Annotated in this window: 22 protein-coding genes and 1 pseudogene; 9 read left to right on the forward strand and 14 right to left on the reverse strand. The window is 70.2% G+C overall.

Going from position 1 to position 24469, the window contains the following annotated elements; genetic code table 11:
- Both ACZZ98_RS05770 and ACZZ98_RS05775 read right to left on the reverse strand, forming a co-directional pair.
- Positions 1-1128 (reverse strand): DUF5938 domain-containing protein, encoded by a 1128-nt coding sequence (locus ACZZ98_RS05770; RefSeq protein WP_380085948.1) that lies wholly within the window; start codon positions 1126-1128, stop codon positions 1-3.
- An 88-nt stretch (positions 1129-1216) separates the two neighbouring features.
- Positions 1217-2008 carry an SDR family NAD(P)-dependent oxidoreductase gene (locus ACZZ98_RS05775; protein WP_463515349.1) on the reverse strand — a complete coding sequence of 264 codons (792 nt, stop codon included), beginning with the start codon at positions 2006-2008 and terminating at the stop codon, positions 1217-1219.
- A 256-nt stretch (positions 2009-2264) separates the two neighbouring features.
- Between ACZZ98_RS05775 and ACZZ98_RS05780 the strand changes: the two genes are divergently transcribed.
- Complete coding sequence (locus ACZZ98_RS05780) at positions 2265-2837, forward strand: TetR/AcrR family transcriptional regulator (protein ID WP_463515350.1); 573 nt, start codon at positions 2265-2267, stop codon at positions 2835-2837.
- A gap of 100 nt (positions 2838-2937) precedes the next feature.
- On the opposite strand, the gene ACZZ98_RS05785 is transcribed toward ACZZ98_RS05780, so the two are convergent.
- Both ACZZ98_RS05785 and ACZZ98_RS05790 read right to left on the reverse strand, forming a co-directional pair.
- Positions 2938-6186 carry a discoidin domain-containing protein gene (locus ACZZ98_RS05785; RefSeq protein WP_463515351.1) on the reverse strand — a complete coding sequence of 1083 codons (3249 nt, stop codon included), beginning with the start codon at positions 6184-6186 and terminating at the stop codon, positions 2938-2940.
- A 110-nt stretch (positions 6187-6296) separates the two neighbouring features.
- Complete coding sequence (locus ACZZ98_RS05790; protein ID WP_463515352.1) at positions 6297-9065, reverse strand: glycerophosphodiester phosphodiesterase family protein; 2769 nt, start codon at positions 9063-9065, stop codon at positions 6297-6299.
- A 190-nt stretch (positions 9066-9255) separates the two neighbouring features.
- Between ACZZ98_RS05790 and nhaA the strand changes: the two genes are divergently transcribed.
- Both nhaA and ACZZ98_RS05800 read left to right on the forward strand, forming a co-directional pair.
- The gene (gene nhaA / locus ACZZ98_RS05795; protein ID WP_463515353.1) at positions 9256-10611 is read left to right on the forward strand and encodes a Na+/H+ antiporter NhaA; all 1356 of its coding nucleotides are present in this window, start codon (positions 9256-9258) and stop codon (positions 10609-10611) included.
- A gap of 48 nt (positions 10612-10659) precedes the next feature.
- Entirely contained in the window at positions 10660-11046 is a 387-nt protein-coding gene (locus ACZZ98_RS05800; protein WP_463515354.1) for a phage holin family protein, read from the forward strand.
- 136 nt (positions 11047-11182) lie between these two features.
- Here the strand turns inward: ACZZ98_RS05800 and ACZZ98_RS05805 are convergent, their stop codons facing one another.
- Complete coding sequence (locus ACZZ98_RS05805; RefSeq protein ID WP_463515355.1) at positions 11183-11848, reverse strand: NUDIX hydrolase; 666 nt, start codon at positions 11846-11848, stop codon at positions 11183-11185.
- Positions 11845-12630 (reverse strand): endonuclease III, encoded by a 786-nt coding sequence (nth, locus tag ACZZ98_RS05810; protein WP_463515356.1) that lies wholly within the window; start codon positions 12628-12630, stop codon positions 11845-11847. The genes ACZZ98_RS05805 and nth overlap by 4 nt, the downstream gene beginning before the upstream one ends.
- 87 nt (positions 12631-12717) lie before the next feature.
- Here nth and ACZZ98_RS05815 point away from each other — a divergent pair, with 87 nt between their 5' ends.
- Complete coding sequence (locus ACZZ98_RS05815; RefSeq protein WP_463515357.1) at positions 12718-13395, forward strand: Crp/Fnr family transcriptional regulator; 678 nt, start codon at positions 12718-12720, stop codon at positions 13393-13395.
- Positions 13396-13405: 10 nt separating this feature from the next.
- Here the strand turns inward: ACZZ98_RS05815 and ACZZ98_RS05820 are convergent, their stop codons facing one another.
- The 5 genes from ACZZ98_RS05820 to ACZZ98_RS05840 form a co-directional block, all read right to left on the reverse strand.
- The gene (locus ACZZ98_RS05820; protein WP_463515358.1) at positions 13406-14200 is read right to left on the reverse strand and encodes an MBL fold metallo-hydrolase; all 795 of its coding nucleotides are present in this window, start codon (positions 14198-14200) and stop codon (positions 13406-13408) included.
- A gap of 107 nt (positions 14201-14307) precedes the next feature.
- Positions 14308-15210 (reverse strand): DUF559 domain-containing protein, encoded by a 903-nt coding sequence (locus tag ACZZ98_RS05825; protein ID WP_463515359.1) that lies wholly within the window; start codon positions 15208-15210, stop codon positions 14308-14310.
- Between the two features lie 159 nt (positions 15211-15369).
- On the reverse strand, positions 15370-15927 hold the full coding sequence (locus tag ACZZ98_RS05830; RefSeq protein ID WP_463515360.1) for an NUDIX hydrolase: 558 nt from the start codon (positions 15925-15927) through the stop codon (positions 15370-15372).
- A gap of 183 nt (positions 15928-16110) precedes the next feature.
- Positions 16111-16587 (reverse strand): RidA family protein, encoded by a 477-nt coding sequence (locus ACZZ98_RS05835; RefSeq protein WP_463515361.1) that lies wholly within the window; start codon positions 16585-16587, stop codon positions 16111-16113.
- A 2-nt stretch (positions 16588-16589) separates the two neighbouring features.
- Complete coding sequence (locus ACZZ98_RS05840; RefSeq protein WP_156465334.1) at positions 16590-16748, reverse strand: DUF4177 domain-containing protein; 159 nt, start codon at positions 16746-16748, stop codon at positions 16590-16592.
- A gap of 38 nt (positions 16749-16786) precedes the next feature.
- Between ACZZ98_RS05840 and ACZZ98_RS05845 the strand changes: the two genes are divergently transcribed.
- Together ACZZ98_RS05845 and ACZZ98_RS05850 are read left to right on the forward strand one after the other, a co-directional pair.
- Complete coding sequence (locus ACZZ98_RS05845) at positions 16787-17803, forward strand: ArsA-related P-loop ATPase (protein WP_463515362.1); 1017 nt, start codon at positions 16787-16789, stop codon at positions 17801-17803.
- Positions 17803-18963, forward strand: coding sequence for an ArsA family ATPase (locus ACZZ98_RS05850; RefSeq protein ID WP_463515363.1), 1161 nt, complete (start codon positions 17803-17805; stop codon positions 18961-18963). The genes ACZZ98_RS05845 and ACZZ98_RS05850 overlap by 1 nt, the downstream gene beginning before the upstream one ends.
- A 78-nt stretch (positions 18964-19041) precedes the next feature.
- Here the strand turns inward: ACZZ98_RS05850 and ACZZ98_RS05855 are convergent, their stop codons facing one another.
- A complete protein-coding gene (locus ACZZ98_RS05855) occupies positions 19042-19353 on the reverse strand; it encodes a WhiB family transcriptional regulator (protein ID WP_463515364.1) in 312 nt (103 codons plus the stop codon).
- Positions 19354-19649: 296 nt separating this feature from the next.
- Here ACZZ98_RS05855 and ACZZ98_RS05860 point away from each other — a divergent pair.
- A pseudogene (locus ACZZ98_RS05860) lies at positions 19650-20291 on the forward strand (transglycosylase domain-containing protein); the annotation flags it as partial.
- Positions 20292-20634: 343 nt separating this feature from the next.
- Positions 20635-22038 carry a penicillin-binding transpeptidase domain-containing protein gene (locus tag ACZZ98_RS05865; protein WP_463515365.1) on the forward strand — a complete coding sequence of 468 codons (1404 nt, stop codon included), beginning with the start codon at positions 20635-20637 and terminating at the stop codon, positions 22036-22038.
- Positions 22039-22063: 25 nt separating this feature from the next.
- On the opposite strand, the gene ACZZ98_RS05870 is transcribed toward ACZZ98_RS05865, so the two are convergent.
- Entirely contained in the window at positions 22064-22525 is a 462-nt protein-coding gene (locus ACZZ98_RS05870; protein ID WP_463515366.1) for a GatB/YqeY domain-containing protein, read from the reverse strand.
- 41 nt (positions 22526-22566) lie between these two features.
- Here ACZZ98_RS05870 and ACZZ98_RS05875 point away from each other — a divergent pair, with 41 nt between their 5' ends.
- Positions 22567-23508, forward strand: a complete 942-nt coding sequence (locus ACZZ98_RS05875) for a metallophosphoesterase (protein WP_463515367.1) — start codon at positions 22567-22569, stop codon at positions 23506-23508.
- Here ACZZ98_RS05875 and ACZZ98_RS05880 read toward each other — a convergent pair.
- The gene (locus ACZZ98_RS05880) at positions 23489-24439 is read right to left on the reverse strand and encodes a hypothetical protein (protein WP_463515368.1); all 951 of its coding nucleotides are present in this window, start codon (positions 24437-24439) and stop codon (positions 23489-23491) included. The genes ACZZ98_RS05875 and ACZZ98_RS05880 overlap by 20 nt on opposite strands.
- Positions 24440-24469: the final 30 nt, after the last annotated feature.

Genomic DNA, 24469 nt, shown 5'->3' on the forward strand with positions numbered 1-24469 from the left:
TCAGTCCTGAACTGTGAGAACGGGTTCCGAGACGAGGCCGAACGTGCGGAGCACTCCGAGGAGCTCGCGGTGCCCGAACGCCTGGCAGCCCGACGCGAACCCGACGCGCTTCGGCGGCGCCTGCAAGAGGCTGTAGGCCGCATAGGCCTGCAGCAACCCCGTCTGCTTGTAGTTGCTGTTGCCGTGGATGACGCAGTGCGCCCGGCCTAGCGGACCGGAGGCGTGCACGGAGTCGAGCGACTTGTTGACCCGGGGGTTCTCACGCGGCGGCATCTGGTTCATCACCTGCGCCGCGGTCGCCGTGAGCGCGGCGTCGCGGTCCTCCTCGGACATGTCCTTGGTCGCCTCGAGCGCGGCGGCGACGATCTGCGGCACTCCGTGCATGAGCGCGGTGTTGAAGACGCCGCCCTGGGCCTTGACGTTGGCCACGCGCGGGTCGCGCCGGAACCAGATCGGGTGCGAGGTGCCACCCCACGGGAGTGACAGGGCGAGCTCGTGCTGCCCCGGCACGACGAGCGGCACGAGTCCGGCGCCCGCATCGAACTCCACGAGCTGGTTCTGCTCGAGGTAGTGCGCGGCCGAGGTGGCGGCGTTGACGAGGATCGTCTGCGTCGAGGCGATCGTCGGGCTGCCGCCCCAGAAGACCGCGATGTCGAGGGTGTCCAGGCCGGGCTTCTCGAGCGCCACCTGGGCCGCGATCTCACCGGTCGTGTACATCTGCGCGATGCCCGGCGAGAGCAACAGCCCCTTGTCGGCGAAGGCCTCGCCCCACGTCTCGTCACACGTGATGAGCCAGTCCTGCTCGCCGGTGGTGTCGGTGTAGTGCACGCCGGCCGCGAGCGCCGCCTCGACGACGGGCGGACCCCACTTGCTGAAGGGCCCGACGGTGTTGAGGACGACCTTGGCACCCTGGAAGAGCTTGGTGAGGGCCTCGACGTCGTGCTCGACGACGGTGACCTCGTAGTCGGCGGTCTCGATGCCAGCGACGTGCGAGCTCATGGAGTCGTTGAGGCGGTCCTCGTCGCGGCCGGCGGCGATGAACGGCACGCCGTACTCACGGAGGTATTCGCAGATGAGCCGCCCGGTGTAGCCGGAGGCTCCGTAGACGACGACGGGCTTGGCGCTCATGGTGTGCCTTTCATGCTGGGAGAGAACGGAACTCACGTATGCCGTCCGCCCACCGCGGCGTGTCGCGCACGGTGGGCGGAGGCGTCCTTCACATCCCCATGCCGCCGTCGACGGGCAGGCCGGCACCGGTGATGAACTTTGCGGCGTCAGAGGCGAGGAAGACGACGGCGTCGGCCATGTCGTCGACCTGCCCGAGGCGGCCGCCGGGCGTCAGGTCGATGACGGCGGCGACGGCGGCGTCGGGCGACTCGAAGAGCCCGAGCTCCGCGACGTCGTTGGCCAGGCCGGCACCCATGGCGGTGGGGACGAGGCCGGGGTAGATGCAGTTGACGCGAACGCCGTAGCCGAGCTTGCCGGCCTCCATGGCGGCCACGCGGGTGAGCCGGTCGACTGCGGACTTGGTGGCCGAGTACACGGCGATCCCGGGGAAGGCGATGGTGGCGGCGACCGAGGCGATGTTGATGATCGAGCCACCCTTGCCGGCAGCGCCTTCGGGTCGCATGGCGCGCAGGCCGTGCTTGATGCCGAGGGTGGTGCCGAGGATGTTGACGTCGAGCATGGTGCGGACGTCCTCGGCCCTGATCTCGGTGAAGAGCGAGGTGATCTCGACGCCGGCGTTGTTCACGAGGATGTCGAGGCCGCCGAGCTGCTCGATGGTCGTGGCGACTGCTGCCTCCCAGGCGTCGTCGTCGGTGATGTCGAGCTTGACGAAGCCATGGCCGTCACCGAGGGCGGCGGCCGTCTCGGCGCCCGACTCCTGGAGGTCGGCGATCATCACCCTGGCACCGGCTGCGGCCAGCGCCTGGGCCATGCATTCGCCGAGGCCCTGGGCCCCACCGGTGACGAGGGCGGTGCGACCGGTCAGGTCGATCGAGGTCATGGGCTTCTCGCTTCTGGAGAGAGACGGAGGTGGCCCGGGTCCATCACGACGATGGGCGGACCCCGGCCCCGAGAGGCCGTGACCTCACCCTTGCTCAAACTCTTGACACTCGTCAAGACCAACTGTTCAGAAATCTTGGTGACCCGTAGAGTGGCGCCCATGCCCACCGAGTCCCTGGTCACCCCCGGAGCCGCCGGATCGTCCAGCCGCGCGGCCGACTCGGGGCGCAACCGCGCCAAGAAGTCAGCCAAGCGACGTGACGAGCTCGTCGACTCGGCCCTGGTCACCCTCGGAGAAGCTCGGAGTCGCGCGCACCTCGCTGCGCGAGATCGCCGCGAACTCGACCTTCAGCCACGGAGTGGTGCACTACTACTTCAGCGACAAGGCCGAGCTCATCATCGCCAGCGTGCGCCGCTACAAGGCCACGTGCGTCACCCGCTATGACGGCGTCATCGGCTCGTCCATGACCCCGGACGAGCTCGTGGCCGGGTTCGCCGCCAAGCTCGCGGAGACCATCGTCGACGACGCTGCGATGCACCGCCTCTGGTACGACCTGCGCACCCAGAGCATGTTCGACGAGTCGCTGCGTCGCGACGTCCTCGAGATCGACGCAACCCTCGAAGGCATGATCCAGCGGGTGCTGGTGCGCTACGCCGAGCTGAGCGACACAAACCTGACGGTGCCCGGGCCGACCGCCTACGCGATGCTCGACGGCGTCTTCGAACGGGCGCTGCTCCGGCACATCGCCGGCGTCGACGGGGTGCTCGACGACCTGCGGGCGACGACCGTCGAGCTGCTCCCCCGCCTCTTCTCACCGAAGGTCGGCTGAGCCCAGCTTCGACGCCGAGCGATGCAGAAGTTGGTGAGCCGACCACCTATGGATGGTCGGTTCACCAACCTCTGACTCGCTCGCGCTCGAGGCCGGCTCGTCAGCCGCGGACCATGACGTATGCCGCGGGCGCACCGACCCTGTCGGCGCGAACACCGCAGCATCCGACGTCTGCACTCAGCCGGACGTCACCGTCAGCGACACGACTGTGACGCGCTTGCCCGACCGTCCCGGAGCCGCGACGTCGAGGGCTACGTAGCGAGCTGACGTGTCCAGTCCGACTGCGCCCTGCTGCACACCCGGCCCGACCCGGCCGACGCGACGGAACTCCAGGCCGTCGTCCGAGACCTCCACCGTGGCGGTGCCCGGGGCGGTTCCCCAGTCGACCACTGCCTCGCCGAGCGCGAGCCGAGACCCGAGGTCCACGACCATGCGGCCGGATCCGGTGACCTCCCAAGCCGTCCGGGGGTCGCCGTCCACGGCGGCGGCGGGCGAGGTCATCGTGGGCGGCAGGGGCGACGTCGGGTAGGTCTGCCGGGTCATCGCGAGGTCGTCGATCGGGTACGCCGCGCCGGACACACGGATCGTGGTGGTGCGGTCCCGCCCGACCGTGGCCCGTCGTCGCTGGCCGTTGGCGAACACCACGTCGACCTGGCCGTCGATGCCCTGCAGACGCAGGGTGACCGCGTCCTCGACGGTGACGACCAGTCCCGACGCGGGCTGGCCGCCGTCGACGGCGGTGATGGTGGCGCGAGGCGCCAGCACGACGCCCGAGCTTCCCGGCGACGGAGAGCCGCAGGACGGAGCCCGAGGACGTGACCTCCTGCGTGCCCTCGAAGCAGGGCACTTCGCCGTCGACGGCCATGGTGATGTCGGTGTCAACGGTGTCGGCGGTGAGGTTGACGACGCTGAGCAGCCCACCCACGAGCGACGCGGTGATGCCGGGGGCGCTCGGGCGAGGAGCCGCCGCCGCAGCCTCGTCGGCGATGCGGGCGAGGTCGGCGGAGCGCACGTCCGGCAGTCCCTCGACGACCATGCCGGCACTGCCCGCAGCCGGTCCTGCCGACAGGGTGAGGATGCTCCCGCCCACCTCGATCGGGTTCTGCGACCCACGCACGAGGAACCCGACGCGGTCGTCGATGCCGACCCAGCCCGAGCTCCGCAGGACCTTGGGGTAGGTCGCGCGTGTCGTCCAGGTGCTCGCGTCATCGGACGTCTGGACGACGTAGGCGCGCCCGGCCGAGGCCTCCCAGTCGATGGTCACCTGACCGATCTCCGTGGGGGCGCCGAGGTCGACTGCGAGCCAGCTGTCGGCACGCGGGCGGTCGGCCCGGGACACGGCCCACCGCGTGCTCACCTTGGCGTCGGTCGCGAACGCCGGATCGCGACCGGTGTCGAACGACGACGCCGTCGTGGGACGCCGAGCCGCGAGATCTGACCCATCCGCGCCCGAGCGCACCTCGAACGACACGATCGAGTAGCCGTACGTCGGGTCCGGGGTGACACCGAGCATGCGGACGTGGCGTGCCGTCACGCTCTCGGGCAGGTCGAGGACCTCGCGGCGCGCCACACCACCGGGGAGCGGCCCCTGCACGTCGGCTGCCTCGGCGTCGACGGCCCCGTCGGCGGTGACGAAGGTGCGCGTCCCGTCGAGCCCACGCACCCCGGGCATCCGAAGGTTGTGCAGGCCGAAGGTGCCCTCACGGTCGACGACACCGGAGCTGGTCATGACGACCTCGCCACCGGGGAGAGTGGCGAGGGCGACGCGACCCGCGGCTCCCAGGGTCAGGACCGTGACGGAGGCGTCGTACCCGTCTCGTGCCGCGGCATACGTCCGGACACTGCGCCCGGTGACGCCGAGGTTGGTGCGCGGGAGATACATCGGTGAGGCCCCGCCCAAATTGAAGAACCAGTCGTCGTGATCTGGCTGCCAGGCCAGCTTGACGAAGCCGGCCTTGCTCACGGCGCCGGCCCAGGCCTTCGCGCTCTGGTGCGAGACGATCCCTGGGCCGGTGCCCAGGTCCACGGCACCGGACCCCGCGGCATACAGCTCCGCGGAGGTCAGCGGGGTCACCGCCTCTCCCTGCGCAGCGCGCCACTCGTGCAGGAGGAAGCTGATCGCCACCTCGGCCCGGGCCTCCGGTTCGTACTTCGGCTCGCCCGAGAACTTCGTCAGGCGGCACTCCGGCGGGTAGGCGAGGTAGGGCAGCAACCGGTCGGCGAGGTCGGCCTCCGAGCGCGCCGCCGCCCGGTCGCCGAGGACCTGCGCGAGGAACGCGAGCGGGATGACGTCGCGACCGTAGAGGTGCTCGCGGTCGTCGACGAGGGGCATGAGCGGCTCACCGGCGTCGCTCATGAAGCCCACCATCCTGTCCCACAACGGTTCGCCGTTGGGCTGCTGCAACAGCACCTCGGGCAACGGGCGCCCGGCCACGATGAAGTGGGCGGCGTTGCGCCCGGACGTCCGCCACAGCTCCGACTGGTAGTGCGGACCGAACGAGCCGTGGTTCTCGGCGACGAACGAGTCGTAGACGTTCTGGGCCGTGTTGGTGAGGACGGGAATGCCGTCCACGAGGGCTGGGTTCGCCGCGTCCGCCTGCGGGAGGCCGCCCTCGTTCCGGCTCCACCGGCCGTAGGCCGCGAACCAGTCCTGCCAGCGCGGGTCCGCGGACCCCCAAGCCAGGCCGGGCGCGATGGCCTGGGCGTAGACGCCCATCTCCTCGAGCTTGGTGTCACCGACCCAGCCGCCCTTGAGACCGTTCGTCGTCCAGCCACCGGATGCAGGGTCCTTGCCTGCCCCGAGTGCCGTCGTGAACTGGGCCTGCTCGAGAGCGATGGCCTGCATGTGCTCGCGGGTCTGCTCGTCGAGCTCGTCCCACAGGAGGCGCGCAGCGAGCTGGACGTAGAGCTGGAACGTCGTGTCGAAGAAGAGCGTGCGACCCCACTCGGTCCCACCCACGTTGCGGTTCGAGGCCGCGAAGTGCCGAAGGGTCGCCAGCGTCCGCGAGCGCAGCGTCGCCTCGTCGATCCCGGCCTCGGCGGCGTCGAAACCGCCGCGCGTGAGCAGCACCGCGTGCCCGAGGACCACCGCGAAGCCGAAGTCGGTCCGCCGGTAGTGCCCGGCCGCGGCGTCCCACTGCGTCTCCGACCACCGCGTGTGGCGCAGCAGGGCCCGGTGGTAGGTCTGCGCCACCTCGTCGCCGTCGAGCCAGCCCTCCGGCGCGGCAATCCCCACCGGCACCCCGAGGGGCGACAACGCCGACGCGTGTGCCATGGGCAGACAGGCGGACACGCCACCCACTCCCATGAGCCCGAGGAACCAGCGGCGAGTGGTGACGGTCGTTGTCATGGCGTGACCGTAAGCAGGTCACTGGCGAGGGTCAACGACTCCGGCGGGACTGTCCGATGGCACTGCCCGATCGGACAGCGGCGTCGGACAGACGCCCATGTCTCGCTGGGTCAGCCGGCCGCGCGCGGGGTGGATTCGACCGTGAGGGTCGGCATCGGCTCCCAGATGCCTCGGCGAATGTAGTTCTCCCGCAACAGGTCTGGGCGATCGGTGATGATGCCGTCGACTCCGGCGTCGAGCAGCCGATCCATGAGGGTCGGCTCGTCGACGGTCCAGACGATGACCCGTATGCCGTGCGCGTGCGCCTTGTCGACGAGCCGGTCGACGAACACCGGCAACCGGCCGAGCGACACGGGCACGTGTGCGAACTCGGCCGTCCGCACCCACCGCGGCGCGCTCACGCCGGCCCGGGCACAGGAGATGAGAGTCGTGAGGCTGCGCCACCCCAGCGCGGTGTGCGCGTGGGGCGCCAGCTCACGCAGGCGGCTCAGCCAGCCGTCCCATGCCCCGGCGACGCACACCCGCTCGCCGACCGAGCGCTGTGCGAGCACCCTCGCCATCGGCTCGATCGCCGCGGCCTCCTTGAGGTCCACCGTGAAGCGCGAGTGGGGGAAGGCCTCGAGCGCCTCGGTCAGCGTCACGATCGGCTCGCCACCCACACCGAGGCGGCGCAGCTGTGCCATCGTGCGGTGGCGCACCGGACCCCGCGCCGAGGTCACCCGGTCCAGGCTCTCGTCGTGGAAGCACGCCAGCTGACCATCGCTCGTGAGGCGGACATCGGTCTCGAGGTAGCGGATGCCGAGTGCCGTGGACCGGGCGAACGCCGCCAAGGTGTTCTCGGGCGCGAGTCCTGCGCCACCGCGATGGGCGATGGCGAGTGGGCCGACCTGCGAGGGGTACGCCATGACGACCATCGTCGCGCGGCGACATGGACCACGAGTGACGAGCACACGGCATACCGACGGCTGTTCACCCACAGTTCGGCGGCCCGCCGCACGCCCGGGGGACCGGCCGGTCAGTCCTCGCTCACCACGACGCCGGCAGTCGACCCTGCAGCCCGCCGGCTGGCGTCGATCTCCTCCGTCGGGATGGCCGCTGCGGGTCTGGTCAGGATCTCGTGGATCACCTCGACGGGGAAGCTTGGGTTGCCGGTCGTCGGTGAGCAGCCCGTTGCGCTCCTGCTCGGTGTCGGTCAGCTGGGTGTAGCAGAAGCCGGCCAGCTCCGGGTTGTCGAGGATCGCGCCGACGAGGCCGCGCAGCCGGTCCTCGAGCTCCTGCGACGACTCCACCGTCGAGTAGCCGAACCACTTCTCTCCGGAGCTCGGGGAGAAGCTCAACCCTCCGAACTCGGTGAGGACGACGGGCTGACCACGGTGCACGGGGTCGCCGAGGACGACCCGCCTGGGCCCCGGACGTCTGTCCCCCAGCACGCGGCCGACCGCCTCCGGCCCGTCGTAGCGCCGGGTGAGCGCCTCACCGTGTGCGGCGTAGTCGTGCACGCCCCAAATGTCGCTCTCGGTGTGCTCCCAACCGTCGTTAGAGATGACCGGTCGGGTGCCGTCCAGCGCCTTGGTCAGGTGATAGAGGCCCGTGGCGTAGTGCCGCTGCTCCGCCACCTCGGCGATGTCCCAGACACCCCAGCTCTCGTTGAGGGGGACCCAGGTGACGACGCTGGGGTGGCTCCGGTCCCGCCGGACGACCTCGAGCCACTCCTTGGTCAGGCGCTCCACCGCTCGCGGGGCGAACTCGATCACGCTGGGCATCTCGGCCCAGACGAGCAGACCGAGCCGGTCGCACCAGGCCAGGAAGCGCGGGTCCTCGACCTTCTGATGGATGCGTATGCCGTTGAAGCCGAGCTCCTTGACCAGCTCGGCCTCGCGCCGTAGCGCGTCACCGCTCGGCGCGGCGAGGTGCGACTGCGGCCAGTAGCCCTGCTCGAGTGCCAGTCGGAGGAAGCAGGGCTCGCCGTTGAGGACGAAGCGACCGTCCTCGATGCCGGTGCTGCGGAAGCCGAAGTAGGACCCGACGGTGTCGATCGCGCGGTCGTCCTCGAGCAGCTCGACCACCGCGTCGATGAGGTGCGGGTTGTGCGGTGACCAGAGCAGACGGCCGAGGTGCTGCGCGTGGCGCGCCGCGGGGATGGCCACGACGAACGCGAGGTGCCTGCCCATGACGAGCACTGTCTGCTCGGCCAGGAGCTCCTCTCCGAGAGTGAGACGGACCCGGACGCGCGCCGGTGACACCGGGACCCGGGACAGGGTCGCCTCGACGCGCACCTGGGCACGCGAGACGTCAGGGGTCCAGTGGAGCTCGGTCACGGCTGCCGCGGGGACCACCTCGGCCCACACGGGCTGCCAGATGCCCGTCGTGCGGTGGTACCAGATCCCGTGCGGCTCCTCGAGCCAGTCCTGCTTCCCGCGGGGCTGCGTCACGTCGTCGGCGTGGTCCTCGGCCCGGACGGTGATCACCTGGTCGCCGTCGACCAGGGCATCGGTGACGTCGAAGGAGAACGGCGTGTGGCCACCCTCGTGACCACCGAGATGGGTCCCGTTGAGCCAGACCTGCGCCGCGTAGTCCACGGCGCCGAAGTGGAGGATGAGACGCTCTCCCTCCTGCGGCCGATCCAGCTCGACGGCCCGGCGGTACCAGACCACTGAGTGAGGTGTCGTGTCCCCGATGCCGGACAGCGTGGACTCCGGCGGGAACGGGACCGTGATGCTCCGGTCAAAGGCACCGCCGTCGGTCATCCACCGATCGGTCAGGCCGCGCTCGTCGTCGTCGTAGGCGAAGCCCCACTCGCCGCAGAGGTCCTGCCACTGGCTCCGGACCAGCTGTGGTCGGGGATAGTTCGGATCGGCCTGTGCCGGTGTCGTGCTCACGTGTGTCTCGTCCCTCGCTGTGATGGCTGTGGTGCTGCTGGGCCGGAGTGCGGGTGGGGTCACCAGTGTGCCAACCGGGGCCGGCTGCGGTCCTCCCCTGCACGGGTCAATTCCTGAGCCCGGTAGGCTGGCCGCAGGTGCGCCGGGAAGTCTGGTCGGCAATTGTGCTGCCGACCCCCGAAAGGGCCCCATGACCACCCGCAGGCAACCGGACCGCCTCTTCCGCCGTCCGACCTGGACCGAGACCCAGCTCGTCACCAAGGCTCTGCGCACCGAGACCGTGGGCGGCGCGATCCTCCTCGTCGCTGCTGTGGCTGCCCTCGTCTGGGCCAACTCGCCCTGGCGTGAGGCCTACACCGATCTGCGCGAGGCCGAGTTCGGCTACGCGCCGTGGCACCTCGAGCTGTCGCTCGGTCACTGGGCTGCCGATGGCCTCCTCGCCATCTTCTTCTTCGTCGCGGGACTCGAGCTCAAGCGTGAGTTCCTCGTCGGAGACCTCCGAACCCCGGCCAAGGCCGCCGTCCCCGTGATCGCGGCCGCTGCCGGAGTCGCAGTGCCTGCCACCTTCTTCACCATGACCGTGCTGGCAGCCGGGGGCGACTCAGCAGCCTTGCGCGGGTGGGCGATTCCGACGGCCACGGACATCGCCTTCGCGCTCGCCGTGCTGGCCGTCATCGGTTCACACCTGCCCTCTGGCCTGCGTTCCTTCCTTCTCACCCTCGCGGTCGTCGACGACCTCATCGCCATCACGATCATCGCCATCTTCTACACCGAGGGCCTCGAGGTCCTCCCCCTGCTCCTGGCCCTGCTCCCGCTGGGCCTGTTCGCCTTCCTCGTGCAGCGCCGGATCGTCCTGGTGTGGCTGCTCGTGCCCCTGGCGTTCGCGACCTGGACCCTCGTCCACGCGTCCGGAATTCACGCCACCGTCGCCGGCGTGCTGCTCGGTCTTGTCGTGCCGGTCAAGCCGCGTGCCAGCGTCCCGACCATCTCCACGTTGCCCGCGGAGGCTGACGTCGCGCAGCGGTTCGAGCACCGCCTGCGCCCCTTGTCTGCGGGTTTCGCGGTTCCGGTCTTCGCCTTCTTCGCCTCCGGGGTGACGGTCATCGGCGGCGGTCTCGGTGATGCGATGCGCGATCCCGTAGCGATCGGCATCGTCCTCGCGCTCGTCCTGGGCAAGCTCGTGGGGGTCCTGGGCAGCACCTTCGTCATGGCCAGGTTCACGCGGGCCGAGCTCGACGACGACCTGTCCTGGAGCGACGTCGTCGGGCTGTCGCTGCTCACCGGCATCGGATTCACGGTGTCGCTGCTCGTGGGTGAACTCGCCTTCGGCCCCGGGTCCGACCGCGACGAGCACGCCAAGCTCGCCATCATCGTCGGCTCGGTCGTGGCGGCGATCCTGGCGGCGGTCGTACTCCGTCGGCGCAACGCCGTCTATCGCCGGATCCACCTCGAGGACCAGGTGGACCATGACGCCGACGGGGTGCCCGACGCCTACCAGGACCCCTCGGGCATGGACAAGTCCCACGGGCCCGACACGACTCGATAGGGTCGGGGGAAGTCGCACCGACCCTCACGACCTGCAAAGGTGAGCAGCATGACAACCGAAAACCAACCCGAGCGGACCATCGGCCAGCTCGTTGCCGACGCCACCCACGACGTGCAGGGCATCGTCCGCAGCGAGATCGCCCTGGCCAAGGTCGAGGTGGCTGCAGGCGCCAAGGTCATGGGCAAGGGTGCCGGCCTGCTCGGCGGCGCAGCCTTCCTCGGTCTGCTCGGTCTGATCTTCCTGTTCCACACCCTGGCCCGGGTCCTCGACATCTGGCTGCCGATCTCGGCGAGCTACGGCATCGTGACGTTGGTCCTCTTCCTCGTCGCCGGGGTCCTCGCACTTCTCGGCAAGAACGCCCTGGCCAAGGCGAAGCCCGCGCCCTCGCGCGCCCTCGCCGAGGCCCAGCAGACGATCGCCACCCTCAAGTCCTGACCCACCACTTGCGTCCGCAATCCTGGTCGCCTACCCGACCACCTTTGCGGACGACCAGGTATGCCGTCCGCCCGCGTCCGCAAATCCTGGTCGCCTCTCGACCACCGTTGCGGACGCAGCCGTCTGGCCCCCGAACTCAGGCGCGGTTGCGCCTCCAGTCGTACAGCACGTGCTCCGGGATCGGCCGCTCGACGCTCTCGTCCCACTCCCGCGTCAGCCCGGCGAGGTCGAAGACGGCCCCCAGCAACAGCGCCGTGAAGCCCCAGACGAACAGGCCACCGGCCTCGAAGCCGGGTCCGCGATAGCCCGACGGGTGCGCGACCGTGAACCGACGGGCCGGGTCGAGCAGCTCGGCGACGGGCACCCGTTCGACGCGCTCGACCTCGCCCGGATCCACCACCCGCACCTCACCCGGTGTCGGCCACCACGCGAGAACCGGCGTGACGGCGTTGCCGCTCGGGGTGAGGAACAGGGCGGGCATCGCCCCGACGACGTCCACACTCGCGGGGTCGACCCCGACCTCCTCCTCGGTCTCGCGCAACGCCGCCTCGACCGGCCCGGCATCGCTCGGGTCGACCCGGCCCCCGGGGAACGACACCTGTCCCGGGTGCGCGCGGAGGTCCCGGGAGCGAGCCGTCAGCACGACGTCGCAGCCGCCATCGGCCGAGGGAGCGAAGAGCATGAGCACGGCCGAGCGTCGATCGGGGTCCGCGGGTGGCGCAAAGGTCGAGAACGCCGGAGGCAGCCGCTCCCCGACGGCCATGAGGACCTGGCCCATCCAGGCGGGGCGAGGTGCACTCACGCGGTGACCACGCGCTGCTCCCCCGGCAGAGGCCCGGGTGGCGGGTCGGGCAGCTCGGCCCCGGGGGCCAGCTCGTACTTGAGGAGCTTCAACGCCACGACCGGGTCGGTCTCGCCCTCGCCGTAGGACGGGCACCACTGCGACACCGGGCAGGCCCCACAGGCCGGTCGGCGCGCATGGCACGTCCGTCGGCCATGGAAGATGAGGACGTGACTGAGCATGACCCAGTCCTTGCGCGGGAAGAGCGCGCCGATCGCGTGCTCGACCTTGACCGGGTCGGTCTCCTCGGTCCAGCCGAACCGGCGCACCAGCCGGCCGAAGTGCGTGTCCACGGTGATCCCGGGCACCCCGAAGGCGTTGCCGAGGACGACGTTGGCCGTCTTGCGGCCGACACCGGGCAGCGTCACGAGATCCTTGAGCCGCGGCGGAACCTCGCCCCCGAACCGGTCGACCAGCGCCTGGCTCAACGTGATGACCGAGTTGGTCTTGGCACGGAAGAACCCGGTCGGCTTGAGCACCTCCTCCATCTCGGTGCGGTCGGCGGCCGCGAGCGCCTCAGCCGTGGGCCAGCGCGCGAACAACGTCGGCGTCACCTTGTTGACCGTGACGTCCGTGGTCTGGGCCGACAGCACCGTGGCGAGCAGCAGCTGGAGCGGCGTCTCGAAGTCCAGCTCGGCGTGGGCATAGGGATAGCGGTCAAAGAGCGCACGGTAGATCTTGCGGGCCCGGCGCGTGCGCGCGACCGGTGACTCAGCGGCATACGAGGCGGTGGAGGCAGGCACGAACCTCACCCTACGGCGAGGTGCTGACCGTCACATGCGGCCGTGAGGGGCGGCACTGCGGGCACCCACCGTGGCACACTGAGCCCCGTGAATCACGACGTCGTGCGCAAAGCCCCGCTCTTCGCGGCCCTCGATGACGAGGCCGCCGACAGCCTGATCGCGTCCATGACGCCGCAGCACATGGAGCGAGGTGACGTGCTGTTCCGTGAGGGCGACGCCGGCGACCGCCTCTACGTCATCGGCGAGGGCAAGATCAAGCTCGGCCGCTCCTCCCCCGACGGTCGCGAGAACCTGCTCGCCATCCTCGGCCCGGGCGAGATGTTCGGCGAGCTGAGCCTCTTCGACCCGGGCGCTCGCACGGCAACCGCGACGGCCGTGGCGGAGACCCAGATCGTGGGCCTCACGCACGACCAGCTCAAGTCCTTCCTCGCGGAGCGTCCGGGCGTGGCCGCCACGCTCCTCGCCGCACTGGCCCGGCGCCTCCGCCGCACCAACGAGTCGCTCGCGGACCTCGTCTTCACCGACGTCCCCGGTCGCGTCGCTAAGGCCCTCATCGACCTGGCCGAGCGCTTCGGTCGTCCGATCGACGGCGGCGTCATGGTGAGCCACGACCTCACCCAGGAGGAGCTCGCGCAGCTCGTCGGCGCCTCTCGCGAGACGGTCAACAAGGCGCTGGCGGACTTCGCGACCCGGGGCTGGCTCAAGCTCGAGGCCCGCGCCGTGCTCGTGCAGGACATGGAGCGGTTGCAGCGCCGCGCGCGCTGACGCCGTTGACTCAGCTCTGGCCCAGGTAGTCCAGCTGCGCGCGGATGCTCATCCGCGCCGCCGGCCACACCTCCTGCGGCACGTCCGCATAGACCCGCGTCAGCACGCCCTCGACCGGGTCCTGCTCCTGCGCCGCCCCGTCCTTGAGGGCCTGCCGCACCTGCTCGAGCCGCTCCTGCCGGTGGGTCCGGTAGAACGCGACCATCGCTGCAGCGTCCGGCACCAGCGGGCCGTGCCCGGGAAGGATGCTGGTCACCTCTCCGTTGCCGGTCAGGTCGGCGATGCGATCCAACGACGCCAGGTATGCCGTGAGCTCACCATCGGGGTGCGCCACCACCGTGGTGCCCCGACCGAGGACGGTGTCGCCGGTGAGCAGGGCGTGGTCGGCCTCGAGGGCGAAGGACATCGAGTCGCTGGTGTGGCCCGGGGTGGCGACGACGCGGATCTCCAGGGCGCCGGCAGTGACGACGTCTCCGTCGGCGAGGTCGTCGTGGCCGCGCCCCACAGCACGCACGCGGCTCCGGGTCCGCTCGGCGAAGCGCGGCGCAGCCTCGGCGTGGTCGTGGTGCGCGTGGGTGAGCACGGTGAGGGTGACGCGGGCGCCGGCATCGGCGACCACACGGCATACGCGCTGCAGGTGCTGCTCGTCGAGAGGCCCTGGGTCGATGACCACGGCTTCCGTGCCACCGGGTTCGAGGAGGACCCAGGTGTTCGTGCCGTCGAGGGTCATCGGCCCGGGGTTCGGCGCCAGCACACAGTGCGCCCGGGTCGTGATCTGCCCACCGGCCCACACGCTCTCAGCCATGCCCCCACCCTGCCACCCACCGTCCCTCCGGACAGGTAATGAGCCGGCGGCTCGCCCTTGGGCTCGTGTGCGCGGCCGGCGATCCGACGCAGTGACCTGTCCGGCGGTCAGGCTGCTGCTGCCTGAGCGAGTCGCGGCGGCGCCGTCGGGGTGCCTCCCCTGTGCGTGATGAGCCAGGACCGGAAGACCCAACGCACCCAGTCCTGTTCGTACATTGCGTCCTCGTAGGCAAACCGCAACGAGTCCCACCCCCACACCGCGAAGAGCGAGTGGCGCCGGCAGTCTCGACGGAGGCCGCCTCGAGTGCCGTGCGTCTCGTAGCCCTCGGCCTCGACGACCAGCCTCAGCTCTTCGCTGCCGAGGTCCACCACAGCGAAGATCCCGGACTCGGCGAACTGCATCTGGGGTGTGAGATCGAACCCTTCCTCGATGGCGAGAGCTCGGATGACCGACTCCAAGGGATTGGCCGCCTTGCCATTCGCATGCTTGATCACCCGACGCGCGGCCCGCGCGCCCGGCCCACGCAGCCCAGGCCCGGCGCGCCGGAGCTCCGCCGGGTGGACCGCCCGGGAGCGCAGCGCCGAGTCAGCGACCGCGAGCGCTTCGTCGAACGGGAGAGTGCGCGCGCAGTCGAGCACGGTTCGCAGTGGAGAGGTGACCTCGTCCTCGACGTCCTCCGGCTTCAGGTCCGCCCAGTGAGGATCGACGCCGGATCGATGTTCGGCCCGCAGCCTGCGTTTGTACGGGACGGTGATCTGGGCCTTCTGCGGGACGACTTTGACCTTCCAGCCGTAGTGCAGCGCAGCGCTGAGATGCGAGAGCCGGGCCTTGCGGGCATGGGCCAGTCGACGGTGCTCATCGACGGACGGAAGCGCGTAGCGGCCCCGACTGACGCGGTCGACCTCGCCTGCCGCGCGGGCGTCCGCGATCGCCCGCTTCGGGTGATGGCGCCGAAGCTCGTGGGTCGTCGCCACTCCGCCCAGGGCGGCGAGAGTTCGGGCGACGGACATGGCACCAGCCTGCCGAAACTCACGGCGGCGTCCCCAGACTTGTCCACAGGGCTGTCGGACAGGTAATAGGCACTGATCCCTCGAGGTGCATGCGGGCACCGTGCCGCGGCCCCGGCCAATACCTGTCCGCGGGGACGTGGCCGGTCGCTGGGTGTGGGGTCAGGGGAGGTCGGAGCGCATGACGAGGCGGTCGCCGAGGTCGACGAGCTCGGGCGAGACCGCCGTGAGGGCCGGGGAGTCGGAGAGGAACTCGGCCACTGATCCGAACGTGGCCAGCTGCTCCAGCGCCACGACCGTGGGTGGCAGCATCACCGCCCTGCCTTCGGCGTATGCCGTGAGGAGCCTTCCGGGGAGCACCCACGCGTCGTGGTCGGTCTCGGTCGAGGCACCCAGGGCGCTTTGCCCCTCGGGCATGGGGGCCGCGAAGAACCACGTGTCGTAGCGCCGCTTCTCGAAGGCCGGGGTGATCCAGTGCGCCCGGGGCACGAGATCGGCCACCGCCAGACGCAGCCCGCACTCCTCCTCGACCTCACGGATCGCAGCCGCCACCAACGGATGCGCCTGCGCAGGGGTCAGGTCCATGCGCGTGGCGAGGGCCTCGACCTGTGCAGGGTCGAGGTCGGCCTCGGCGTCGGCATCGTCGACGCCTCCGCCGGGGAAGACATACATCGACGGCGCGAACGCCATCGTGGGCACGCGTCTCTGGACGAACACCATGGGCCCGTCCGACGAGTCACGGACGACGAGGACCGTGGCCGCACCCCGGGGTACCAGGGGCTTCCCCGGAGACGCCAGCCAGGCCCGCGCGTTCGCGACCCACGCGTCAGAAAGCGGGGCAGCAAACTCGCGCAACGGCATACCGGCTGTCCCTAACCGTCCAGTTGGGTGAGCTCGGGACGGTCAGTCGGCGACGTGGAAGATGACCTCGACCTCGACGGGGGCGTCGAGGGGAAGCACCGTCACACCGACGGCGGAGCGCGCGTGCACGCCGCGGTCGCCGAAGGCCTGGCCGAGCAGCTCGCTGGCGCCGTTGATGACGCCGGGCTGGCCGGTGAAGGACGGGTCGGACGCGACGAAGCCCACGACCTTGACCACCCGCTCGACCTTGTCGAGGTCACCGACGACGGACTTCACGGCCGCGATGGCGTTGAGGGCACAGATCTGGGCCAGCTCCTTGGCGCGCTCGGGCGACACGAACCCATCGCCCCCTGTGCCCACCTTGCCCGTGTCCGCGAGCGCACCCGACACCATCGGCAGCTGGCCGGAGGTGAAGACGCGCGACCCGTCCTGGACCGCAGGGACATAGACAGCCACCGGAGCGGCCACCTCGGGCACGCTGAGACCGAGCTCGGCCAGGCGGTCCTCGACAGCACCCATCGTCAGGCTCCCTTCGGACGCTTGAAGTAGGCCACGAGACCGTTGCCGTCAGGCCCGGTCAGGACCTGCACGAGCTCCCAGCCGTCCTCGCCCCACTGGTCGAGGATCTGCTTGGTCGCGTGGATCATCAGCGGCACCGTGGCGTACTCCCAAGTCTGCATGCCGCTCAGCCTAGTCGGGCCCCACGTACGCTGGCTCCGTGCCCTCATCCACCCTCCCCGCCGAGTTTGCGGGAGCCCGGCTCCACATCGTCACCGGCAAGGGCGGGGTCGGCAAGACCACCGTGGCGGCGGCACTCGCCATGGCCCTTGCGAGCACGGGCAAGCGCGTCCTGGTCATCGAGGTCGAGGGCCGCCAGGGTCTGTCCCAGACGTTCGACGTCGCACCTCTCGGCACCACCGAGGTCAAGCTCGTCACCCACCACAGCGGCGGCGAGCTGTGGGCGCTCTCGATCGACGCCAAGGCCGCGCTGCTCGAGTACCTCCAGCTCTTCTACAAGCTCGGTCGCGCGGGCTCGGCCCTCGAGAAGATCGGAGCCATCGACTTCGCCACGACGATCGCGCCGGGTGTGCGTGACGTCCTGCTCACCGGCAAGATCTACGAGGCAGCCGGTCGGACCAAGGGCGGACGGGGGTCGAAGCAGAAGGGCCTGCACTACGACGCGCTGGTGCTGGACGCACCGCCGACCGGTCGGGCCGTGCGCTTCCTCAACGTCAACGCCGAACTCGCCGACGTCGCCAAGGTCGGGCCGATCCGCTCGCAGGCCGACTCGATCACCGGCATGCTGCACGACGAGCGCACGCTCGTGCACATGGTGACCCTGCTCGAGGAGATGCCGGTGCAGGAGAGCCTCGACGGGCTGCGCGACCTGGCCGCTGCCGGGCTCCACCTCGGCTCGATCATCGTCAACCAGATCCGCGAGCCCCATCTCTCCCCCGCCCACATCGGCGCGCTGGGCGGCAACGACGACGAGCTCGACGAGACGCTGCGTGCCGAGCTCGTCAGTGCCGGACTGCGCCCGACGAACCCGATGGTCCGCGGCCTCATCAGCGAGGGACGGGACCACGCCCAGCGGCTCGCCCTCCAGGACGACATGGCCGCGGAGATCGTGGCCGCCGGCCGACCGGTCATCGAGCTGCCGGCACTCACCGGGGGAGTCGAGGACGGCGGCATCGCCGTCCTCTCGGACGAGCTCCTCGCGCAGGGAGTGCGCTGATGGCACGACAGAAGCAGTCCGAGCACCCACGCCTCGACATCGACGCCCTGCTCGCCGACCCCGGCGTCGGCATCATCGTGTGCTGTGGTGCGGGCGGTGTCGGCAAGACAACGACCGCGGCTGCCCTCGGCATCCGCGCGGCGGAGGCCGGTCGCCGGGTCGTCGTCCTCACCATCGACCCCGCCCGCCGCCTGGCCCAGGCCCTCGGCCTCACCGAGCTCGACAACACACCCCGGCCCGTGGCCGGCGTCGACCTCTCGGCGGGCGGCTCTCTCGACGCGATGATGCTCGACATGAAGCGGACCTTCGACGAGGTCGTCGAAGCCCACTCCACACCGGACAAGGCCGCACAGATCCTGGAGAACCCCTTCTACCAGGCGGTGTCGAGCTCGTTCGCGGGCACGCAGGAGTACATGGCCATGGAGAAGCTCGGGCAGCTCCGCGCCCAGGCCGAGCGCGAGGGCACCTGGGACCTCATCGTCGTCGACACCCCGCCGTCGCGATCGGCGCTGGACTTCCTCGACGCACCCAAGCGGCTCGGCTCCTTCCTCGACGGTCGCTTCGTGCGCCTCCTCATGGCGCCCGCCAAGGCCGGGGGCCGGGCCTACCTCAAGGTCTTCAGCGCCGGCGTGGACCTCGCGCAGCGCACGCTCAGCCGGGTGCTCGGCGGTCAGATGCTCCAGGACGTGCAGACCTTCGTGGCGGCGCTCGACACGATGTTCGGCGGCTTCCGCGAGCGCGCCGACGTCACCTACGCCCTGCTCAAGGAGCACACGACCGCCTTCGTCGTGGTCGCCTCCCCCGACCGCGATGCGTTGCGCGAGGCGGCCTTCTTCGTGGACCGGTTGGGCGAGGAGCGTATGCCGCTCGCGGGAGTCGTCGTGAACCGTCTCCAGTCGCTCGGGGCGGCTGCGCTGTCCGCGTCACGGGCCGAGGACGGAGCCGAACAGCTCGCCGAGGACGGTCCTCACGGCACGCTCACCGAGGGCCTGCTCCAGCTGCACTTCGACCTGGCCTCGACCTCGGCCAGGCAGCACGCCGTCGTCACCCGCTTCGCCGCGTCCCACCCCGACGTCCGGCTCGCGACCGTTGCCGCATCGGCGACGGACGTGCACGACCTCGACGGACTGCGCGAGGTGGGCCGGTTGCTGGCCGGCTGAGTGCGGGACACACGACAAGACATACGAAAGCCGGGCCGGTGCCATGAAGGCGCCGACCCGGCATACGAGAAGAAGAGCTCAGACCGGCGGGCGGCCCATCGTCTTGCTGAGGACCTCTCGCCAGGAGCGGACTCCCGGGTGGCGACGGAGCAGGGCACGTCGCTCGCGCTCGGTCATGCCACCCCACACGCCGAACTCGGTCCGGTTGTCGAGGGCATCCGAGAGGCACTCGAGCGCCACCGGGCACTCACGGCACACGACCTTGGCCGTGCGCTGCTCCTTGCCCTGGACGAAGAGTGCGTCCGGATCGGTGCCGACGCACGTGCCGCGCGTCGACCAGTCGGACGTGCCCTGCGTGCTCTGGGCGGGTGGTGCTGTGGTGATCGTCATTGCTCTGTCCCTTTGCCTGTGGCCATTCCCTCCCGGATGGCGCTAAAGGGAAAACTAGGCAGTAGGTGAAACCTGCACCATGACGAATATGGGGACTAGTTATATGGCTCGTAGTAACTAGTTACTAGTCTAGACATTTACCGCCAGAACGCAACAACGCGCGGAAATCGTCGGTCGCGGGACCCCACTAGATCCCGAGTTACCCTGATGGTATGGATGGTCGCGCCCACAATCTCCCCCATGTCCTCCGCCTGTTGACGGGGCTCGTGGTCCTGAGCGCGCTCATGGGCCTGCTCATGGCCGGGCTCGCGATCCCGGCCATCGGGGCCGGCGGGAGCGCCACCAAGAGCGGGGTCAAGGCCTTCAACGACCTGCCCAGCGAGTTCTCCGTCTCCCCGTTGGCCCAGCAATCGCGCATCGTCGACGCCAGCGGCAAGCTCATCGCCAACCCCTACGACGAGAACCGCATCATCGTTCCGCTCAAGAACATCTCACCGTGGATGCAGAAGGCCCAGATCGCCATCGAGGACTCCCGGTTCTACGAGCACGGCGGCCTGGACGTGCGTGGCTTCACCCGGGCGATGGTCTCGAACGTCTCGAGCGGGTCCGTGCAGGGCGCGTCGACCCTCACCCAGCAGTACGTCAAGATCACCCTCCAGGAGAACGCCCTCCGCCGGGACGACAAGGAGGCGGCCGAGAGGGCCGTCGAGAAGGCTACACCCGCAAGCTTCCAGGAGCTGAAGTACGCCCTCGACGTCGAGCGCAACTTCACCAAGGAGCAGATCCTCACGGGCTACCTCAACCTCGTCTACTACGGCGACCAGGCCTACGGCGTCGAGGCCGCGGCCCAGAACTACTTCGGCATCCCGGCCAGCAAGCTCAACCTGGGTCAGTCGGCCCTGCTCGCCGGCATCGTGCAGCAGCCCACGACGTTCAACCCGGTGCTCAACCCGAAGCAGTCGCAGACCCGCCGCAACGCGGTGCTCGACCGCATGCAGTTCCTCGGCATGGCCACGGCCAAGGACGTGGCCGCGGCCAAGAAGGTCGCCGTCCCGGCCATGCTCGGCAACCGCAAGCCGCCCAAGGGCGTCTGCCAGCGGTCGAGCGAGCCGTTCTTCTGCGCCTACATGATGGAGTACCTCCAGAAGTCGCCGCAGATGGCCGTGCTCGGCAAGACCCCGGCCGAGCGCCTCAAGAACATCAACCAGGGCGGGCTGACGATCAAGACCACCCTGGACCCCAAGCTTCCAGAAGACCACCCTCACCGAGCTGACCAAGGCTGTGCCGATCGGCAACCGGAGCAACCTCGGCGCTGCGTCGACCGTCATCGAGCCCGGCACCGGCAAGATCCTCGCGATGGCCCAGGCCACGGACTTCACCAAGAGCCAGCTCAACCTCAACGTCGACCAGCGCTACGGCGGCAGCCAGTACGGCTACCAGTTCGGCTCGACCGCCAAGATGTACGCGCTCGTCGCGGCCCTCGAGTCGGGTATGCCGCTCGACGGCACGGTCAATGCACCCTCCGCCTCCCCGGAGGACCCGCACCTCTTCCCGGTCGAGGACATGAAGGACCGGTGCAACGCCCAGGAGGCCTGGCCGGTGGAGAACGACTACCGCAGCGGCGGTGTCATGACCCTGGCCAAGGCCACGGCCGAGTCGATCAACACCGCGTTCGGTCAGCTCGTCATCGACCTCGGCGGCTGCAAGGTTCACGAGGTCATGGGCCGGATGGGCATCCACCAGGGAGACGGCAAGCCGATCAGCACGTCCATCTCCTCGATCACCCTGGGCGCCGGCGTGGCGACGCCGATGACCATGGCAGCGTCCTACGCCACCCTGGCCGCCCGCGGCAAGTACTGCGAGCCGACCCCGATCGCGTCGATCACCACCTCCAACGGCAAGGCCATCAAGGTTCCACCGGCGACCTGCAAGCAGGTCATCCGGGCCGACATCGCCGACGGCGTCAACCTGCTCCTCGAGGGGCCGCTCAGGGACAGCCGGGGCACGGCCGAGGGGTCGTGGCAGAGCAGCCGACCGGCCGCCGGCAAGACCGGGACGACGAACTCGCACAACCAGTCGTGGTTCGTGGGCTACACCCCGCAGCGCGCCGCATCGGTGTGGATCGGCAACATCAAGGTGGCCAAGAACAGTCGTGGTGACCTCACCACGCTCAACGGCAAGACCTTCGGCACCTACGGCTACAAGAAGAGCGTCTTCGGTGGCACGGTTGCCGGTCCGGTGTGGGGCCAGATCATGGAGGCCGCGACCGCTGGATTGCCCGTCGTCCCGTTCACCCCACCCTCGGAGCGCGTCAAGAACGGCAACCAGGTGCCGATCCCGGACGTCATCGGCGACACCGTCGGCATCGCGACCCTCAAGCTCGAAGGAGCCGGGTTCGAGGTGAAGGTCGGGACGCGGGTCGACAGCGGCATCGAGGAGGGCAACGTGGCCCGGACCAGCCCCGGCACGCGGGCCACGAAGGGTGCGACGATCACCCTCTTCATCTCGCGCGGCTACCAGGAGGACACGTTCGCCCAGCCCAGGAACCAGACCCGGACGGAGTCCCAGCCCAGGATCCGGATCCAGCCCAGACCGCGCACCACCACCAACACCCCTGAGCCGACTGTCGTCGTCCCGCCCCCGACGGGTCCCAAGCCGAAGCCCAGCAAGCCGGGCAAGCCCTGAGCTCGACCAACCTCGGCCAGCTGGGTCAGCCCGCAAGCACCTGCTTGACGATCGCAGCGACGCGCCCACCGTCGGCGCGTCCGGCGATCTCCCCCTGGGCTGCCTTCATGACCTGCCCCATCTGAGCCATGCCGCTGGCCCCCGTGGAGTCGACGGCGGCGCGCACGATGCGCTCCAGCTCCGCGTCGTCGAGCTGCTTGGGCAGGTAGGCCTCGAGGATGACCAGCTCGGCATCCTCGACCGCGGCCAGCTCGGGACGAGCGGCATCGACGTAGGCCGCGCTCGACTCCTTGCGCTTCTTGGCCTCCTTGGCGATGACCTTGAGCACCTCGTCGTCGGTGAGCTCCTTGGCCTCGACACCGGCCACCTCGGCGTTGGTGATCGCGGTGAGCGTCATGCGCAGCGTGCCGGCACGGACCTTGTCCTTGCTGCGCATGGCGTCGTGGAGGTCGCTCCGGAGCGTGCCCTTGAGGGTCGTGTCGGTCATGGCTCCAGTCTCGCACCAGGGTCAACCGGGATACTGGGTCGATGACGTCGACGACCCGCACCGTCCTGCAGACCCTCGCCGGGGTGGCCGCTGCCGGAGTGACCGGCGTCGCCTATGCGGGACTCGTCGAGCGCAACCTCTTCACGGTGCGCCGCTTCGAGGTCCCGGTACTGCCCTCGGGCACTGCGCCGCTCCGCCTGCTGCAGGTGAGCGACCTGCACCTCGTGCCTCGTCAGCACCGCAAGATCGAGTGGGTGCGTGAGCTGGCCTCTCTCAGACCGGACTTCGTCGTCAACTCCGGCGACAACCTGGCTGCTGTCGATGCCGTCCCGGGCCTGCTGCGGGCCATGGAGCCCCTCATGGACTTCCCTGGCGCGTTCGTCCTTGGCTCCAACGACCGATACGCCCCGGTCCCCAAGAACCCCGGCCGCTACCTCACTCGTGACCACGCCCGTCCGCCGCGTGCGACCCGGCCGGACCTGCCGGTCGACGACCTCATCGACGGCCTGCGCGCCGGCGGCTGGCTCGACCTCGACAACGCCCGGACGACGGTCACGGTGGGCCCGCACCGGCTCGAGCTCGTCGGGGTCGACGACCCGCACATCGAACGAGACCGGTATGCCGCGGTGTCGGCTCCCGCTGCCGCTGACGTTGCGCTGACGCTGGGTCTCGTGCACGCGCCGTACCAGCGGGTCCTCGACGCGATGACCGCCGACGGCGTCGGGCTCATCCTCGCCGGGCACACCCATGGCGGCCAGCTGGCCCTGCCGTTCTACGGCGCCCTCGTGACGAACTGCGACCTCGACCGGGGCCGGGCCAAGGGCGTGTCCCGGTGGTGGTCCGGCGCGGGAGGCGACGTGCCCACGCAACCGGGCGACGCGGCATACCTGCACGTCTCTGCGGGCCTCGGGACCTCGCCCTATGCGCCGGTGCGGTTCGCGTGCCGCCCCGAGGCGACCCTGCTCACCCTGGTGTCGCGCTGACCGGGACGGCGTCGGGGAAGCGCTTCCGGAAGGCCGCCTCCCAGTCCGCCGAGCCGGTGCCGTCGTCGACGAGGTCTGCGTCGCCAGCGCCACCGTCCTGAGTGCCCTTCTCGGAGCGGCCGAGCTCGAGGTCGAGCCGGTGCCCGGCCGGCATGGAGTCGTGGGCGGCCTCGACGATGGGCCAGACGGAAGCGCCGTGGGCAGCCTCGGCCAAGGAGCCGGCCACGCCTGGGAGCGAGACCACGACCCGGATACGGCGGACACCTTCGACGTCCTCGACCACGACGACACGGGCGATGGACGCACTCCCGTCCTGACCGGCATACGTGGCTTCGATGGCCTTCCACTCGTCCACCATCGGTGCAGCGAGGGGGCGTCCGGCGCTGAAGCGGGCGTAGGGAGACTGCGGCGTCTGGTACTCGACCACGGTCCAGTCGAGCTCAAGGAGGCCACTGCCCAGGGCCCAACCCAATGCGGTCGACACCGGCTCATGGGACGAGACCGTCGCGGTGGCGCGCCGTGGGGCTGGGCGAGCCCTGACCTGCAGGCCGCCCGGAGGGGAGCTGGCCACGGCCTTCGCCCACCGCGTCGCGAGCCCGGGCAGCGGCGGCTCGGGTCCGAACTCGAGGCTCGATGCGTCGGCGCTCACCCCGGCTCCCTCGCCGAGGTCCCGCGTCGTGAGGACGAGCTCGTCGTAGCCGTCGGCGTGCTTGATGCGCCCCAGGGTCTCGGGGAGGCTGCGCACGAGCTCCTCGACCTCCTCGGCGTCGGGAGGGCTGGCCACCTGGACCGAGATCTCCTGGTCGCCGGCGCCGCCCAGGCTCGTGCCGGTGAAGGACGCGTCGACCCCCTCGACGCCGGTCAGTCCACGGACGGCTCGTGCCACCTCCTGCTCGTCCGGTTCGGGCTGAGCGCAGCCGGCAGTGGCCATCATCAGGAGCGTGCATCCGACGACGCCCAG

The sequence above is a fragment of the Knoellia sp. AC549 genome, from assembly GCF_979258975.1.

Coding starts and splice junctions, on each gene's coding strand:
- ACZZ98_RS05770 (WP_380085948.1), bottom strand. CDS start 1,128: ATGAGCGCCAAGCCCGTCGTCGTCTACGGAGCCTCCGGCTACACCGGG.
- ACZZ98_RS05775 (WP_463515349.1), bottom strand. CDS start 2,008: ATGACCTCGATCGACCTGACCGGTCGCACCGCCCTCGTCACCGGTGGG.
- ACZZ98_RS05785 (WP_463515351.1), bottom strand. CDS start 6,186: ATGACAACGACCGTCACCACTCGCCGCTGGTTCCTCGGGCTCATGGGA.
- nhaA (WP_463515353.1), top strand. CDS start 9,256: ATGACCACCCGCAGGCAACCGGACCGCCTCTTCCGCCGTCCGACCTGG.
- ACZZ98_RS05800 (WP_463515354.1), top strand. CDS start 10,660: ATGACAACCGAAAACCAACCCGAGCGGACCATCGGCCAGCTCGTTGCC.
- ACZZ98_RS05820 (WP_463515358.1), bottom strand. CDS start 14,200: ATGGCTGAGAGCGTGTGGGCCGGTGGGCAGATCACGACCCGGGCGCAC.
- ACZZ98_RS05825 (WP_463515359.1), bottom strand. CDS start 15,210: ATGTCCGTCGCCCGAACTCTCGCCGCCCTGGGCGGAGTGGCGACGACC.
- ACZZ98_RS05830 (WP_463515360.1), bottom strand. CDS start 15,927: ATGGTGTTCGTCCAGAGACGCGTGCCCACGATGGCGTTCGCGCCGTCG.
- ACZZ98_RS05835 (WP_463515361.1), bottom strand. CDS start 16,587: ATGGGTGCTGTCGAGGACCGCCTGGCCGAGCTCGGTCTCAGCGTGCCC.
- ACZZ98_RS05840 (WP_156465334.1), bottom strand. CDS start 16,748: ATGCAGACTTGGGAGTACGCCACGGTGCCGCTGATGATCCACGCGACC.
- ACZZ98_RS05850 (WP_463515363.1), top strand. CDS start 17,803: ATGGCACGACAGAAGCAGTCCGAGCACCCACGCCTCGACATCGACGCC.
- ACZZ98_RS05855 (WP_463515364.1), bottom strand. CDS start 19,353: ATGACGATCACCACAGCACCACCCGCCCAGAGCACGCAGGGCACGTCC.
- ACZZ98_RS05870 (WP_463515366.1), bottom strand. CDS start 22,525: ATGACCGACACGACCCTCAAGGGCACGCTCCGGAGCGACCTCCACGAC.
- ACZZ98_RS05875 (WP_463515367.1), top strand. CDS start 22,567: ATGACGTCGACGACCCGCACCGTCCTGCAGACCCTCGCCGGGGTGGCC.
- ACZZ98_RS05880 (WP_463515368.1), bottom strand. CDS start 24,439: ATGGCCACTGCCGGCTGCGCTCAGCCCGAACCGGACGAGCAGGAGGTG.